A 14,119-nucleotide genomic window follows, 5' to 3' on the forward strand; every position below is an offset into this window, starting at 1 on the left:
GAACGGCCTACGCGGAACGTCGTCAGCTGTGCGCGTGCAACGGCCGCCCCGACAACACCATCATGGCCTCTCCGAGAGCCTCGTTCTGGGTGGGGTGAGCGTGCACGAAGCTGCCGACCTCCGACGGCAATGCTTCCCATGCCACCGCGAGTTGGGCCTCACCGATCAATTCACCAACACGGTCACCGACGAGGTGGACGCCGACAATCGGACCGTCATCGCGAGCCCGGATCACCTTCACCCCACCCGCGGTGGCGAGAATGCGGCTCTTGCCATTGCCACCGAGGTCGTAGACCACGGCCGTCACGGTGCCGTACTTTTGTTCCGCGGCCTTCTCGGTGAGCCCGACCGATGCCACCTCGGGATGCGAATAGGTCACGCGTGGAACCAGATCGCCGTCGATGCGTGCGGGCGAAAGACCGGCGATGTGCTCGGCGACGAACATACCGTGCTGAAAGCCGCGATGAGCCAACTGATATCCCGCTACGATGTCGCCGACGGCATATACGCCGTCTGCGGTCGTGAGGAGGTTGTCGTCGACAGTGACGAAGCCGCGTTCGGTAGCGACGCCCTGCTCGGCCAGACCGAGACCGTCGGTGCGGGGGCCGCGTCCGACGGATATCAGGACGACATCGGCCGAGAGGGTGTCGCCGGATGACAGTGTCACGGCGACGGCTTCTGTAGATTCGGTGACGGTCTCGACCTTGGTACCGGTACGAATGTCGATGCCGCGCTTGCGCAATGCCTTGGTGAGCTGCTTGGAAGACCACTCGTCTTCGCCGGGAACGATACGATCGAGGGCCTCGACGACGGTGACCTTGGCACCGAACGATGCCCAAATGCTGGCGAATTCGATACCTATAACGCCGCCGCCGAGTACGACGACAGACTCCGGGACCCGATCCAGGGATAACGCCCCGTCGCTGGTGAGCACCCGCGGACCCAGCTCGATACCTGGAATGGTGCGTGAATACGACCCGGTCGCGAGAATCAGCGATGCCCCGGTGATGCGTCGACCCTCGACCTCCACGGTACGAGGACCGACCACCTGGCCACGACCGGACACGATCTCGATTCCCGGACGCTTCAACAAGCCCTGCAGTCCGGAGTACAAGCCTGCGACCACGCTGCGCTGATAGTCCAGTGCCGCAGGCATATCCACACCCGTCAACGATGCCGTGACGCCGACGTGCGCCGAGCCGCGAACCGCATCGGCGACCTCGGCGGTGTGCAGCAAAGCCTTGGTGGGAATGCATCCGCGATGCAGACAGGTGCCTCCGAGCTTGTCCTCCTCGACCAGCGCGACCGACAAGCCGAGCTGTTTGGCCCGCAACGCACACGAGTACCCGCCAGATCCGCCGCCGAGGATGAGAACGTCGACGTCGCTCATCGGACGGATCCCAGTGCCACGACGGGGTTCTCGACGAAATCGGCCACGGTGCGCAAGAACCCGCCGGCCACTCCGCCGTCGCACACGCGGTGATCGAAGGCCAATGACAACTGCGCAACCTTGCGTACGGCCAGTTGGCCGTCGACCACCCATGGTCGGTCGATGATGCGTCCGATACCCAGAATCGCCGCCTCGGGGTGATTGATGATCGCGGCCGAGCCGTCGACGCCGAACACTCCGTAGTTGTTCAGCGTGAATGTTCCGCCGCTCAGCCGTGCTGCGGGCAGGGAGCCGGTCCGTGCGAGTTCGGTCAGCTCGGCCAACCGCTCGGCGAGTTCCTTCAGATCGGCCTTGTCGGCCTGCGGTACAACGGGAACCATCAGTCCACGATCGGTCTGCGCGGCAATGCCGAGTCCGACGTTCTCGTATCGCAGGATCTCGCCGGCTGCGGTGTCGACCGTGCTGTTGAGCTCCGGGAACTTAGCGAGAGCGATCATCGTCAGTTTCGCAAGAACCGCCAACAGCGTCACCTTGACTCCGTCGATGGAGGCGTCGAGGTCGCGTCGGGCCTGCAGAAGAGCCGTCGCGTCGACGTCGACCCAGACAGTGGCCTCGGGAATCTCTGCGCGACTGCGGGAGAGCTTGTCCGCAATGGTCTTACGAATCCCGGTGATGGGGATTCGAGTGACGCCCTCCGACGAGGAAGCAACGGGCGAACCGGCCAAGGCTCGCTCGACGTCCGCGCGGGTGATGACGCCATGGCCGCCTGCGGTGTCGATAGACGCCAGATCGAGCCCGCCCTGCAGCGCCATGCTCCGAACGATGGGGGAGAGCACCTTCGGTGCAGTGGTGCGGTTAAGTGCCTCAGGGGGCACGTTTTCACTCCACTGCGGCGCAGCCGCACTACGCTTCCGACGGCCGGTGGGGCCGTGGCCGGTGCCGTAGCCGATCAGCACATTGCCCGAGCCGGCGCGTTCCTCTTCGCGGTAGCGCTCGTGGGCCGCAGGCGTATCGGCGACGGCACCGCCGGTGATGCTGATGAGCGGCGCGCCGACGGCGAGTGACGTCCCCTCGGCCGCATGGAGTTCGCCGACGACACCCTCGAAGGGGCAGGGCACCTCGACAGACGCTTTTGCTGTCTCGACCTCGACCACGACCTGATCGATGGTGACGGTGTCGCCGGGCTTGACCTTCCATTCCACGATCTCGGCCTCGGTCAGTCCTTCGCCGAGGTCGGGCAGCAGAAATACCTGGGCACTCATACCGTGACCGCCTTGCTGAGGTCAGGTGCATCGTTCCACTGCAGCCGGTCCATCGCGTCGAGGACGCGGTCGGCGGACGGCAGGTGGAAGTGCTCGAGTTTCGGTGCGGGGTAGGGAATGTCGAGACCAGTCACACGCAGTACCGGGGCGTGCAGGTGATGGAAGCAGCGCTCGGATACCCGCGAGGCGATCTCCGCGGCCACACCGGAGAAGCCCTGGGCCTCCTGAATCACGATGCACCGTCCGGTTTTCCGTACCGACGCCGCGACCGTCACGTCGTCGAACGGATTGAGTGAACGCAGATCGATCACCTCGACGCTTCGGCCGTCCTCGGCCGCGAATTCTGCGGCCTGCATTGCAACGGACACGGTGGGTCCGTAGGCAAGCAGAGTGACGTCGGTACCGGCACGACGCACGACGGCGGTGCCGATCGGTTCGGTCTTTTTCAGCTCGATGTCGTCCTTGGAGAAGTACAGCCGCTTGGGCTCCAGAAAGATCACGGGATCCGGATCTGCAATGGCGTCGCGCATCAGTGAGTACGCGTCGGCGACAGTGGACGGGGAGACGACCTTGAGGCCCGGCGTGTGGGCGTAGTAGGCCTCGGACGAATCGCAGTGATGCTCGACGCCGCCGATACCGCCTGCGAACGGGATGCGAATGACCATCGGGGCGGTGAGCGAGCCGCGAGTTCTGTTGCGCAGCTTGGCCACGTGGGACACGATCTGCTCGAACGCCGGGTAGGCGAAGGCGTCGAACTGCATCTCGACGACGGGCTTGTAGCCAGACATCGCCATACCGATTGCGAATCCCACGATGCCGGACTCCGCGAGCGGGGTGTCGAAACAACGGTCGTCGCCGAAGTCGCGGGTCAGTCCGTCGGTGACGCGGAAGACGCCGCCGAGTGTGCCGACGTCCTCACCGAAGACGACGACCTTCTCGTCCTCGGTCAACGCGTCGCGCAGGGCGGCGTTGAGGGCTCCGGCCATGGTCATCGTCGTCATGACAGTTCTCCTGCTGCGATTTCGGCGGCGACCTGATCGCGCTGTTCGTTCAGGCCGGGGGTGGGGGAGGAGTAGACGAACCGGAACAGATCCTCCGGGTCGACGTCTTGCTCGACGTTCATGCCTGCGCGAAGGGCCGCGGCGTCGGCGTCGGCCGATACCGTCATCTGCTCGCGCAGTTCGTCGGTGAGCAGACCCTGTGCTTCGAGGTAGGAATCGAGGCGCGTCAGCGGATCTCGGGCCAACCATCCCTCGACCTCGTCGGCCTTGCGGTATCGCGTGGCGTCGTCGGCATTGGTGTGGGCGTCCATGCGATAGGTGTGTGCCTCGACGACCACGGGTCCTTTGCCTGCTCGGACGTACTTCACGGCCTCGTCCATCACGGCCATCATCGCAATCGGGTCGTTGCCGTCGACCTGCTCGCTGCCGATGCCGTAACCGACTCCCTTGTGCGACAACGAGGGAGCCGCAGTCTGGCGAGCCAGGGGCACGCTGATGGCGAAGCCGTTGTTCTGCACCAGGAAGATAACCGGGGCGCGGAACACAGCGGCGAAGTTCAGGGCCTCGTGAAAGTCGCCTTCGCTGGTGGCACCGTCGCCGCAGAATGCGAGGGCGATGGTGTCTCGTCCCTGCTTGGCCTCGGCGTAGGCGAAGCCGGTTGCGTGTAGCAATTGTGTTGCCAGAGGAGTGCATTGGGGCGCGACCTTGTAGGCTTTCGGGTCGTAACCGCAGTGCCAATACCCGGCGAGCATGCCGAGCAACTCCACCTGGTCGACGCCTCGCGCGGCGAGAGCCATCGAGTCGCGGTACGTCGGGAACATCCAGTCCTGCTCGCCCAGGCACAGGGCGGCGGCAATCTGGCAGGCCTCCTGTCCGCGGGAGGATGGGTAAACCGCGAGCCGGCCCTGCTTGGTCAATGCCGTTGCCTGTTGGTCGAATCGGCGGCCGTGCACCATCGAGCGGTACATCTCGAGCAGTCGCTCGTTGGATGGGTGCGCGTAGCGGGCGGCGCTGTTCACGCTCGTCCCATCGGGTGCGAGGTACTGCACGGGACGGTCGGCAGGCATGAACTGTTGGTAGGACGTTGCCGGAACCTTCTCGACGGTCGTCATGGGGCATTCTCCTGAGATCGGCTTGTACGGCGATTCTGGCCGATAGCGTGAGGAGGAAGTCCTATGGTCGTAAAATGGCAGACATATGGCTGCCAGTCGCGACGCAATAGTGAAATGTGTCCGATCGGCGTAGCGAACCACGAGTGAGGAGCGGACGAATGGACGGCGTCTCGAGACGTGTGGAACTGGACGACACGGATCGCCGCATCCTCGCCGAGTTGAATGTCGACGGCCGGGTCTCGATGCGGGTGCTGGCAGACCGTCTCAACCTCTCTCGTGCGCATACCTATACGCGCGTCGACCGGTTGAAAGATTCAGGTGTGATCGAGCGATTCACCGTGCATGTCGACCATGCAGCATCCGGACTCGGGACGTCTGCGTTCATCGCGCTGTCGATCCGTCAGGACTCGTGGCGGACCGTGTCCGAGGGGCTGCGGGCAATGGAGTTCGTCGACCACTTCAGTTTGCTGGGCGGCGATTTCGACGTGCTGGTACTCATCCGAACTCCCGACAACGAGAGCCTGCGGCAAGTGGTGCTGGAGGGGTTGCAATCGCTCGACGGCGTCCGGGCCACCCGCACGTGGCTGATCTTCGACGAGGACCGAGGTGGTCTGGGACGAACAATGCCGCCCACCGAACGCTGACAGTCGGCGGCACCGGACAGGTCAGGAGTCAGAAGTTGCCGCGAGCGTCCTGTTCGCGCTCGATGGCCTCGAACAGGGCCTTGAAGTTGCCGATGCCGAAGCCGAGCGAACCGTGGCGTTCGATCAGCTCGAAGAACACCGTCGGGCGATCGACCAACGGCTTGGTGAAGATCTGCAGCAGGTATCCGTCCTCGTCTCGGTCAACGAGGATTCCGCGCTGCTGCAGCTCTTCGATCGGCACTCGGACGTTACCGATACGGGCGCGCAGTGCGGGATCCTCGTAGTACGAATCCGGGGTGGCGAGAAATTCGACGCCGGCGGCGCGGAGTGCGTCGACCGAGGACAGGATGTCGTTGGTGGCGAGTGCCAGATGCTGGGCTCCGGGGCCGCGGTAGAAGTCGAGGTACTCGTCGATCTGTGAGCGCTTCTTGGCGATGGCCGGCTCGTTCAGCGGGAACTTCACCCGGTGGTTGCCGTTGGAGACGACCTTGCTCATCAGCGCCGAGTAGTCGGTGGCGATATCGGCCCCGACGAACTCGGCCATGTTCGTGAAACCCATGACGCGGTGGTAGAAGTCGACCCACTCGTCCATCTTGCCCAGCTCGACGTTGCCGACCACGTGATCGAGGGCCTGAAAGATGCGCTTGGGAGCGCCCTCGGGACGTTGCAGCGTCGACGTCCGCGGTACGTAGCCGGGCAGGTAGGTGCCGGTGTAGCGCGAGCGGTCGACCAACGTGTGTCGGGTGTCCCCGTAGGTCGCGATGGCCGCGGTGCGGACCGTGCCGTGCTCGTCGGAGACATCGGTGGGTTCCTGCAGTACTCGCGCGCCCTGGGCTCGCGCATGCGCGATGCATCGGTCCACGTCCGGCACGGCCAGAGCGATATCGACGACGCCGTCGCCGTGGCGCGTGTGGTGGGCAACCAAGTCACTGTCGGGGTCGACGGCACCCTTGATGACGAAACGGACAGCACCGGAGGTCAGTACGTACGCGTGATGGTCGCGTTGGCCGGTCGTCGGGCCCGAATACGCGACGAGCTCCATGCCGAACGCGGACTGGAAGAAGTGGGTGGTCTGCGTCGCGTTACCGACGACCCACACGATCGCGTCCCAGCCACTGACGGGAAAGGGATCTCGCTCGTCGTCGTACTCGACCAAACCGACGAGCTGACGCAACTGATCGGCGTCGAGATCGGCCAGCTTCTCGTCGTCGTTGAGGATGATGTCGAGGCTCATGAGGTCTCCCGCTGGTTCCGAGTGAGGCGCACTGTTCTGCCCAGCCCAGCATCGCGGCCCAGGGGAGTCAATCGACCCATGAACTGCTATCCGTGCTGTACAGATAGGGCAGATCTCCGCGCGATTTGCTATACGATCTGTGCAGCAAACGGAGGTGCGCTGTGGAATCGACGTTGGACGAACTGGACCGAGCAATGCTCGCTGCGCTGCATGACAATTCGAGAATCGGCGTGCTCGAGCTATCGCGCGTCCTCGGGGTGGCGCGTGCGACGGTGACAGCGAGATTGCAGCGGCTCGAGGACACCGGCGTCATCACCGGCTATCGGCCGAAAATCGGTTTGGCAGCAGCTGGTTACGGCGTACAGGCGTTCGTCACGCTGGAGATCGCGCAAGGCGCCCTCGGCGACGTCGTCGACGTTCTGGAACAGATCCCGGGCGTACTGGAAGCGTTCGCAACGACCGGTTCCGGTGACGTGTTGTGCCGAGTCGCCGCGGCGTCGCACGACGATCTGCAGCGAACGCTGATCGTGCTCAACCAGTCTCGGACTATCGCGCGGTCCACCAGTGTGGTTGTGCTCTCTGAGCTCGTCGAGTTCCGGGCAATGCCACTGCTCAACAGCGCGGATCCCGATCGAACCCCCAGAGCCCCCGCATACCGACGGCCGCGCGAGTGATCGACCTCAGGCCGGAACGATGCGGCCACGGACGTCCCCGAAGCCGATGCGCGAACCGTTCGGCCCTGGAGCGCTGGCTGCAATGACCACCTCGTCGCCGTCTCCGAGGAAGGTTCGAGTCTCCGAGCCGATGGTCACGGGTTCTGCACCGTTCCAGGTCAATTCGATGAATGCGCCGCGCTGATTCTTCTCCGGCCCCGAGATGGTGCCCGAGGCGAACAGGTCACCGGTTCGCGACGTTGCACCATTGCTGGTCTCGTGGGCGAGCATCTGAGCGGGTGACCAGTACATCGAACTGTACGGCGGACGCGAGACGACGTGGCCGTTCCACGCGACGGTCAGATCGATATCGAGAGCCCAGGAACGAGATTCGCGCAGATGCTCGAGCGGCTGGGGATCCTGAACCGGCGTCGACATTCGCGCGTGTTCCAGAGCGAGCAGCGGTACCACCCAGGGCGAGATGGACGTTGCGAAACTCTTCCCGAGGTTCGGACCCAGCGGCACGTACTCCCAGGCCTGGATGTCGCGGGCCGACCAGTCGTTGACGACGACGGCACCGAACACGTGCTCGGAGAACTGATCCGGCAAAATGGGACCATTCGCGGGTACGCCCACGACGAAGCCCATCTCTGCTTCGATGTCGAGGCGTCGACTCGGGCCGAAGGTGGGTAACGCCTCGTCGGGAGCCTTCCGTTGACCGCTCGGGCGTACGACGTCGGTACCGGAGACGACGACTGTGCCTGCCCGTCCGTGATACGCGACGGGCAGGTGCTTCCAATTCGGTAGCAGCGGTTCGGCATCGGGCCGGAAGAGTCGGCCGAGATTGGACGCGTGGTGCTCGGAGGCATAGAAGTCCACGTAGTCGGCCACCTCGAACGGCAGGTGCATCGTCACCTCGGACACCGGCAGGATCGCCTCTGCTGGAGTCGTGCCACCGACAAGCATATTGGTCAGCGACTCGCGCACCTCCACCCAGCGAGTGCGTCCACGCGCCATGAAGGCGTTCAAGCTGGACGATGAGAAATCGGCGTCTTCCAGCGCTGCGTGTAGGCCGATCACGTTGTTGCCGTAGCGAACTCCGGCGCGAGCGGCCGTGCCCGGAATGCTGAAGATGCCGTAGGGAAGGTTGTCGATTCCGAACTCGGAATCGGCGGGGATGTCGATGTGCGTCACGAACGGCGCTCCTTCGTCACTGCGGCGGGACGAGGCCCAGGGCAACGAGTTCGTCGAGTGGTTCGCGGATGCCGCCTGTGCCGAACGAGGCGACGACGCGCTGCCCCTCGATCCCGGCTACCAGCCCGGCCAGGACGTCCGCATCCCGAATCGCCAGTATCTTTTCCAGCTCGCCGACGCGAGCGCCGCTGTGCGCGGCCTGCGCCGCGAGAATGACGTTCAGAAATCCGTGGTGCTCGAAACCGGTGTGCGGATCGGTGTTACGGGCCGCGTGATGCGTGCCGGCGGTGGCCTTGAAGAGGACTTCGCGTTGTGCGGCCTCGTAGATGGATGCGGCGAGTTCGTGCTCGCTCGGGTAGTCCTCCGCGGCGGTGCCACCGGTCCGGAACTGTGCGCGGTACCCGAACTCGTCCACTGCGTCGAAGACGTCGTCCCGTCGATCGTCGCGAGGAATGTCGACGAAGATCTCGAGGTCCTGAGTGATGGTGCGCAGCGCATCGATGTTCGTGCCGTCGGGTACTGCCACTTCGATGGCGACAACCGTCACCCCTGCCGTACGGTCGGCGGCGCGCAGCCCCGCCCCGACGCTGCCCGGGCCGGCAGGTGCGGTCAACGCCACCTCCATGCGAACACCCAGGTCGAGTTCGCTCACCCGGTCCATCGGAACGACCAACGGGCCGACGAGGTCTACGAATGAACTGGCCCGGTACTCGAGGTGTTGTGCCACAGCGACATCGAGCGACGCGTTACCGGGCGGAAAGATGGAGGCGTCGTCGAACAGTCGACGGAAGAACGGAGGAATCATCGGTTCGGCCCTCGGCCGGCCCACGTCCATGCGTACCCGGTGTCCTCGCACGCGAGGCCACCTTCGCCGAGTTCGAGCGGCCGGAACGTATCGACCATGACAGCCAGCTCGTCGAAGAATTCGGCTCCGATACTGCGTTCGTACGCGCCGGGTTGTGGTCCGTGAGCATGACCGCCCGGATGCACCGAGATCGACCCCTGGCCGATTCCGGACCCCTTACGCGCCTCGTAGTCGCCACCGACGTAGAACATGATCTCGTCGGAGTCGACGTTGGAGTGGTAGTACGGCACGGGGATTGCCAGCGGGTGGTAATCGACCTTGCGCGGAACGAAATTGCAGATCACGAAATTGGACCCCTCGAATGCCTGGTGTGCCGGCGGTGGTTGATGCACGCGCCCAGTGATCGGTTCGTAGTCGGAGATGTTGAACGTGTACGGGTACAGGCAGCCGTCCCACCCCACCACGTCGAACGGGTGCTGCGGATAGACGAACCGGGTTCCGACGATCCCCGTCGAACCTCGGTGCTTGACAAGCACTTCCACGTCCTCGCCGTCGACGAGCAGAGGCTCGGTGGGACCGTGTAGATCGCGCTCGCAGTAGGGAGCGTTCTCGAGCAGCTGGCCGTACTTCGACAGAAACCGCTTCGGTGGCGCGATGTGACTGTTGGCTTCGATCGCATACGCGCGGAGTGGACCGTCGGGAATCCACCGATGCGTCGTCGAGCGTGGAATGAGCACGTAGTCGCCCTGCTGCGCAGCGAGAGCGCCGAACACCGTTTCGACGGTGGCGGAACCGGATTCGATGTAGACCATCTCATCGCCGATCGAATTGCGATACAGCGGGGAAGTTTTCGATGCGACGACGTAGGACAGTCTGACATCGGCATTGCCGAGGACGACGCGTCGACCGGTGACCACATCGGTGTCGGCGACGACGGAGTCCGGAAACAGCTCGTGCAACTTCAGGTGCCGGGGAACCAGTGGATGGTTGGGCGTCGTCGATTGATCGGCGAGTTCCCACACGGTGGCGTCGACGATGGCCGACGGTATGTGGCGGTGATAAAGCAGGGAGGAGTCCGAGGAGAATCCCTCTTCGCCCATCAGCTCCTCGAAGTAGAGGTTGCCGTCTGGGGTTCGATGCTGGGTGTGCCGCTTCGGCGGTATCGATCCGAGCTGCCGGTAGTAGGCCACGCATCCTCCCGTTCGCTGCTGTTCGACTCGTCGGGGTCCAGGCGAGTATCAGGGGCAACTCTAGTCACGGGTGGTTCGATCGAAACCGGGATCGAAGTCAGCACCACGCGGCTCGGTCCATTTCGGTGTGGGCCATGATGGACCCATGAGCTCGAAGAACCTGTTCGGCGGCCCCCGCACCCTGTTGATTGTTGCCGCGGTGGTCGTCGCGATCGCACTCGTCGCTGCCGCCGCGACGCTGATCGTTCGCGCCGTGCTCGGACCACCCGAGGGCGAGAACAAGTTCGAGATCAAGGGATACTCGGTTGTTCAGGTCGATCCCCAGGTCAGCGACCTCGCGCTCGCCACACGCTAGCCGACTCTGCGGCGACTCGAGGGTCGTGTGTCTGCTGAAAGTTTCTCCCGCCGCGGGCGAATGTGCGGAGTGTGGCGGCCGGTACCTCCGACTCGGGAACGGGTTCGGTCGTCCACACGCAGGCTCGTACGAAAATCATGTTCGACGCCACAGCGTCGGCGCTTCGATCCTCTCGCAGCGGCCCGGAAATCCGGCCGAGAAAGTACTCGCCGCGCAAAGTTCGCGTCCAGACAAAAGATCCGTCCGGAATCTGCTCGAAGCGCTCGACCCGTCGTAGCGATCGTTCGTCGTCGGCCGCCATTCCGCAGAGTCCATAGGTGAGGGCGCGCTCGACGCCGTCCGGCATCGGTGCGCGATAGACAGCATCGGGCATGCACCCGAGCTTAAGGCGAGGGGTTATATCCCACTCGGTCCGTTGCACGACGTTCCAGTTCCCAACCTGCCCGGCGATGAACGCGTCGTCGGAGTGGCTGAACCGGCCGTTCAGTGCTAAGTTGAAGGTTCAACCTAAGCACTCGAAGGACCCGCCATGACATCCGTGATCAACCCGCCCGTCGCGGGAGCAGCGTTCGACGCATTCCTTGCCGACACCGCTCCGGCGAGCCGGTCGCAGCAGATGTGGACCCCGAATGACGGGCCGATGCCGGCCCTCTACATCAGCCATGGCGCGCCCCCGGTATTCGACGACGCACTCTGGATGGACCAGTTGTTCAGCTGGTCGCAGTCGATGCCCAAGCCCAAGGCGATTCTGATCGTCAGCGCGCACTGGGAAGAGGCTCCACTGAGTCTGTCCGCTTCGGCGGCCGCGACCCCGCTGGTCTACGACTTCGGCGGCTTCGCCCAGCGGTACTTTTCGATGGAATACCGCACACCCGACGCCGAGGCTCTGGCCGCTCGCGTTGCCGCGGCAATTCCGGCCTCGGAAAATCTGCACCGCCACACCTCTCGCGGACTCGATCACGGTGCCTGGGTTCCGCTGAAGGTGATGTACCCGTATGCCGACGTCCCCGTTCTGCAATTGAGCCTGCCGACCCACGCGCCCGACCGGCTGATGGCCATCGGCGCGGCGCTCAAAGAGCTGCGCGCCGAGGGAGTATTGGTCATCGGGTCCGGATTCATGACGCACGGGTTGCCGTTCCTGTCCCGCGAGAACTTCGCTAGCAATACCGTCCCGACGTGGTCCGAGGATTTCGACCTCTGGGCGGCCGACGCGTTGGCGCGCGGCGACGTCGGAACACTGGCGGATTTCCGCAGCGCCGCACCGGGAATGCCCTATGCCCATCCGACCGTCGAACACTTCACGCCGTTGTTCGTCACCCTCGGTGCCGCAGAGAATCCGGAAGCTCCGGTGACCACGGCGATCACCGGCTTCCAGTTCGGTTTGGCGAAGCGGTCTTTCGCGGTCGCTTGAGGACAGAGCCGTACAGTGGACCGATGACACTTGCCACCGGTCCACTCGCCGGCCTCGTGGTCGCAGACTTCTCTCGCGTACTTGCCGGTCCGTACGCGACCATGATGCTCGGTGACATGGGCGCAGACGTGATCAAGATCGAGCGACCCGGAACCGGTGACGACACCCGATCCTGGGGTCCACCGCATGATTCCGCTGGTACGGCAACCTATTTCAACTCTGTGAACCGCAACAAGACGTCGAGATTCATCGACTTGCAGTCCGAGAGCGGTGTAGCCGAGGCGCACGAGATCGTCGCGGGCGCGGACATCGTGATCGAGAACTTCCGCGCCGGCACGATGGACCGTCTCGGGCTCGGCTATTCGACTCTGTCGCAATCGAACCCCGGTCTGATCTACTGCTCGATCTCTGGCTTCGGCACCGGCGGGGGAGCAGCATTACCCGGGTACGATCTGGTGGTTCAAGCGGTCGGCGGACTGATGAGTGTCACCGGACCCGACGCGTCGACGCCCACGAAAGTGGGTGTGGCCATGGTCGATATCGTCACCGGTCTGCATGCACTGAGCGGAGTCCTTGCCGCACTGCATCACCGAACGAAGACCGGCCGAGGTCAGCAGGTGCACACCTCGCTGATGGCGTCGGTACTGTCCGCACTGAGCAATCAGTCCGCGGCGTACCTCGGGGCCGGCGTCGTGTCCGTCCCGATGGGCAACAAGCATCCCTCGCTTGTGCCGTACGAGGTGTTCGAGACCGCCGACCGACCGTTGGCACTGGCAGTGGGCAACGACCGTCAGTTCTCGGCCCTGACAGAGGTGCTGGGTACCCCGAAACTGGGTGCAGATGAACGATTTTCGTCCAACTCGTTGCGCGTCGAGAATCGAGATGAGCTGGTCGACATCCTGAACACGGCATTGCAGACGCGTACTGCGGACGAGTGGTACCGAGAACTGATGGCGCGCAACGTTCCCGCCGGCCCGGTCAATTCCATCGAGGAGGCCTTCGCGTTCGCGGACTCACTCGGACTCGAGCCGCGGGTCCAGGTGCCGGGTGCCGCGTCCGACGGCGTCCGAAACCCCGTGGACTTCTCGGCGACGCCGGTGGACTATCGCTTGCCACCGCCCGCCGGGATCTAGTTCAACGCCCACTTGACCGACACGGACACACTGACGGTCTGCTGACCCGGTTCGATGGGCACTGCCGTGTCGAACGAAGCGGAGTCGCGAAGGGACGTCGGCTGCTCCTGGCCGGTGATCGACTCGGTGATCGACAGAACGTCACCGAGTTCCCCGCCTGCGAGCTCGGCGTACTGCTCGGCGCGATCGCGAGCATCGGCGAACGCCCTCGACCGAGCATCGGTGATCAGTGCGGAATCGTCGTCGATCTTGAACGAGACTCCGGAGATCCGGGTCGCGTTCCCACCGGCCGAGGTGGCGTCGCCCAGGACAGCGGATGCCTTCGAGAGGTCGCGAACCGTGACCTGCAAGGTATTGGTGGCCTGATATCCGGAGATGCCCGAGGTGCCACCCGGCAACGCTCCGGAGTACTGCGGATCGATCGACACCTGCTGAGTCTGGATGTCCTCCCGCGCGACACCGGCAGCAATCACAGCATCGGTGACGTCGGCGACTGCGGAATTGGCCTGTTCGATCGCGGCGGTGACATCCTCGGCTGTGGCCTGAACACCGATCTGGGTGGTCAACGTATCCGGCGCACCCTGCACTTCTCCCACGCCGTTGACGTTCACACCGGGAGGCCCATCGGAGGACGTAGTGGCTGGACCGCTGCAGCCCGCGGTCGCGGCCACGATCAGTACCAGGGCCGACAAGCAGGATCCGATCGTCCATCGATTTCGGTTCACCGCCGTAGTG

15 protein-coding genes are annotated in these 14,119 nt (G+C 64.2%); 5 read left to right on the plus strand and 10 right to left on the minus strand.

The features are described from left to right. Positions 1 to 22: 22 nt before the first annotated feature. Genes lpdA through pdhA form a run of 4 tightly spaced genes read right to left on the minus strand, consistent with a single transcriptional unit; the run spans position 23 to position 4,765 of the window. The gene (lpdA, locus tag ACFI9K_RS12615; protein ID WP_462663812.1) at positions 23 to 1,390 is read right to left on the minus strand and encodes a dihydrolipoyl dehydrogenase; all 1,368 of its coding nucleotides are present in this window, start codon (positions 1,388 to 1,390) and stop codon (positions 23 to 25) included. Continuing rightward, positions 1,387 to 2,652, minus strand: a complete 1,266-nt coding sequence (locus ACFI9K_RS12620; protein ID WP_462663813.1) for a dihydrolipoamide acetyltransferase family protein — start codon at positions 2,650 to 2,652, stop codon at positions 1,387 to 1,389. Before ACFI9K_RS12620 ends, lpdA begins: the two co-directional genes overlap by 4 nt. Then, entirely contained in the window at positions 2,649 to 3,653 is a 1,005-nt protein-coding gene (locus tag ACFI9K_RS12625; protein ID WP_222095481.1) for an alpha-ketoacid dehydrogenase subunit beta, read from the minus strand. Before ACFI9K_RS12625 ends, ACFI9K_RS12620 begins: the two co-directional genes overlap by 4 nt. Beyond that, positions 3,650 to 4,765 carry a pyruvate dehydrogenase (acetyl-transferring) E1 component subunit alpha gene (pdhA, locus tag ACFI9K_RS12630; RefSeq protein ID WP_462663814.1) on the minus strand — a complete coding sequence of 372 codons (1,116 nt, stop codon included), beginning with the start codon at positions 4,763 to 4,765 and terminating at the stop codon, positions 3,650 to 3,652. Before pdhA ends, ACFI9K_RS12625 begins: the two co-directional genes overlap by 4 nt. A gap of 158 nt (positions 4,766 to 4,923) precedes the next feature. Here pdhA and ACFI9K_RS12635 point away from each other — a divergent pair, with 158 nt between their 5' ends. Beyond that, complete coding sequence (locus ACFI9K_RS12635) at positions 4,924 to 5,409, plus strand: Lrp/AsnC family transcriptional regulator (RefSeq protein ID WP_462663815.1); 486 nt, start codon at positions 4,924 to 4,926, stop codon at positions 5,407 to 5,409. 28 nt (positions 5,410 to 5,437) lie between these two features. Here ACFI9K_RS12635 and hppD read toward each other — a convergent pair whose 3' ends face one another. After that, positions 5,438 to 6,643, minus strand: a complete 1,206-nt coding sequence (gene hppD / locus ACFI9K_RS12640) for a 4-hydroxyphenylpyruvate dioxygenase (RefSeq protein WP_462663816.1) — start codon at positions 6,641 to 6,643, stop codon at positions 5,438 to 5,440. A 161-nt stretch (positions 6,644 to 6,804) separates the two neighbouring features. On the opposite strand from hppD, the gene ACFI9K_RS12645 reads away from it, so the two are divergent. After that, positions 6,805 to 7,317 (plus strand): Lrp/AsnC family transcriptional regulator, encoded by a 513-nt coding sequence (locus ACFI9K_RS12645; protein ID WP_462663817.1) that lies wholly within the window; start codon positions 6,805 to 6,807, stop codon positions 7,315 to 7,317. A gap of 6 nt (positions 7,318 to 7,323) precedes the next feature. Here the strand turns inward: ACFI9K_RS12645 and fahA are convergent, their stop codons facing one another. From fahA to ACFI9K_RS12660, 3 genes are read right to left on the minus strand one after another with little or no spacing between them, the layout of a single operon-like run. Beyond that, positions 7,324 to 8,490, minus strand: coding sequence for a fumarylacetoacetase (fahA, locus tag ACFI9K_RS12650; RefSeq protein WP_462663818.1), 1,167 nt, complete (start codon positions 8,488 to 8,490; stop codon positions 7,324 to 7,326). Positions 8,491 to 8,506: 16 nt separating this feature from the next. Continuing rightward, entirely contained in the window at positions 8,507 to 9,295 is a 789-nt protein-coding gene (locus ACFI9K_RS12655; RefSeq protein ID WP_462663819.1) for a hypothetical protein, read from the minus strand. Continuing rightward, complete coding sequence (locus tag ACFI9K_RS12660) at positions 9,292 to 10,485, minus strand: homogentisate 1,2-dioxygenase (protein WP_462663820.1); 1,194 nt, start codon at positions 10,483 to 10,485, stop codon at positions 9,292 to 9,294. The genes ACFI9K_RS12655 and ACFI9K_RS12660 overlap by 4 nt, the downstream gene beginning before the upstream one ends. 145 nt (positions 10,486 to 10,630) lie before the next feature. Between ACFI9K_RS12660 and ACFI9K_RS12665 the strand changes: the two genes are divergently transcribed. Continuing rightward, positions 10,631 to 10,840 carry a hypothetical protein gene (locus tag ACFI9K_RS12665; RefSeq protein ID WP_462663821.1) on the plus strand — a complete coding sequence of 70 codons (210 nt, stop codon included), beginning with the start codon at positions 10,631 to 10,633 and terminating at the stop codon, positions 10,838 to 10,840. Here ACFI9K_RS12665 and ACFI9K_RS12670 read toward each other — a convergent pair. Then, positions 10,812 to 11,213, minus strand: coding sequence for a GAF domain-containing protein (locus tag ACFI9K_RS12670; RefSeq protein WP_462663822.1), 402 nt, complete (start codon positions 11,211 to 11,213; stop codon positions 10,812 to 10,814). The two genes, ACFI9K_RS12665 and ACFI9K_RS12670, sit on opposite strands and share 29 nt — an antisense overlap. A gap of 156 nt (positions 11,214 to 11,369) precedes the next feature. On the opposite strand from ACFI9K_RS12670, the gene ACFI9K_RS12675 reads away from it, so the two are divergent. Both ACFI9K_RS12675 and ACFI9K_RS12680 read left to right on the plus strand, forming a co-directional pair. Next, positions 11,370 to 12,251 (plus strand): dioxygenase family protein, encoded by an 882-nt coding sequence (locus tag ACFI9K_RS12675; RefSeq protein WP_462663823.1) that lies wholly within the window; start codon positions 11,370 to 11,372, stop codon positions 12,249 to 12,251. 23 nt (positions 12,252 to 12,274) lie between these two features. Continuing rightward, positions 12,275 to 13,384, plus strand: coding sequence for a CaiB/BaiF CoA transferase family protein (locus tag ACFI9K_RS12680; RefSeq protein WP_462663824.1), 1,110 nt, complete (start codon positions 12,275 to 12,277; stop codon positions 13,382 to 13,384). On the opposite strand, the gene ACFI9K_RS12685 is transcribed toward ACFI9K_RS12680, so the two are convergent. After that, positions 13,381 to 14,109, minus strand: coding sequence for an SIMPL domain-containing protein (locus tag ACFI9K_RS12685; protein WP_462663825.1), 729 nt, complete (start codon positions 14,107 to 14,109; stop codon positions 13,381 to 13,383). The two genes, ACFI9K_RS12680 and ACFI9K_RS12685, sit on opposite strands and share 4 nt — an antisense overlap. Positions 14,110 to 14,119: the final 10 nt, after the last annotated feature.

It is taken from the genome of Rhodococcus sp. PSi06 (assembly GCF_054960675.1).

What these genes read in the sequence shown, in the direction of transcription:
- lpdA (WP_462663812.1), bottom strand. Translation starts at nt 1,390, where the DNA reads ATGAGCGACGTCGACGTTCTCATCCTCGGCGGCGGATCTGGCGGGTAC.
- ACFI9K_RS12620 (WP_462663813.1), bottom strand. Translation starts at nt 2,652, where the DNA reads ATGAGTGCCCAGGTATTTCTGCTGCCCGACCTCGGCGAAGGACTGACC.
- ACFI9K_RS12625 (WP_222095481.1), bottom strand. Translation starts at nt 3,653, where the DNA reads ATGACGACGATGACCATGGCCGGAGCCCTCAACGCCGCCCTGCGCGAC.
- pdhA (WP_462663814.1), bottom strand. Translation starts at nt 4,765, where the DNA reads ATGACGACCGTCGAGAAGGTTCCGGCAACGTCCTACCAACAGTTCATG.
- ACFI9K_RS12635 (WP_462663815.1), top strand. Translation starts at nt 4,924, where the DNA reads ATGGACGGCGTCTCGAGACGTGTGGAACTGGACGACACGGATCGCCGC.
- hppD (WP_462663816.1), bottom strand. Translation starts at nt 6,643, where the DNA reads ATGAGCCTCGACATCATCCTCAACGACGACGAGAAGCTGGCCGATCTC.
- ACFI9K_RS12655 (WP_462663819.1), bottom strand. Translation starts at nt 9,295, where the DNA reads ATGATTCCTCCGTTCTTCCGTCGACTGTTCGACGACGCCTCCATCTTT.
- ACFI9K_RS12665 (WP_462663821.1), top strand. Translation starts at nt 10,631, where the DNA reads ATGAGCTCGAAGAACCTGTTCGGCGGCCCCCGCACCCTGTTGATTGTT.
- ACFI9K_RS12670 (WP_462663822.1), bottom strand. Translation starts at nt 11,213, where the DNA reads ATGCCCGATGCTGTCTATCGCGCACCGATGCCGGACGGCGTCGAGCGC.
- ACFI9K_RS12675 (WP_462663823.1), top strand. Translation starts at nt 11,370, where the DNA reads ATGACATCCGTGATCAACCCGCCCGTCGCGGGAGCAGCGTTCGACGCA.
- ACFI9K_RS12680 (WP_462663824.1), top strand. Translation starts at nt 12,275, where the DNA reads ATGACACTTGCCACCGGTCCACTCGCCGGCCTCGTGGTCGCAGACTTC.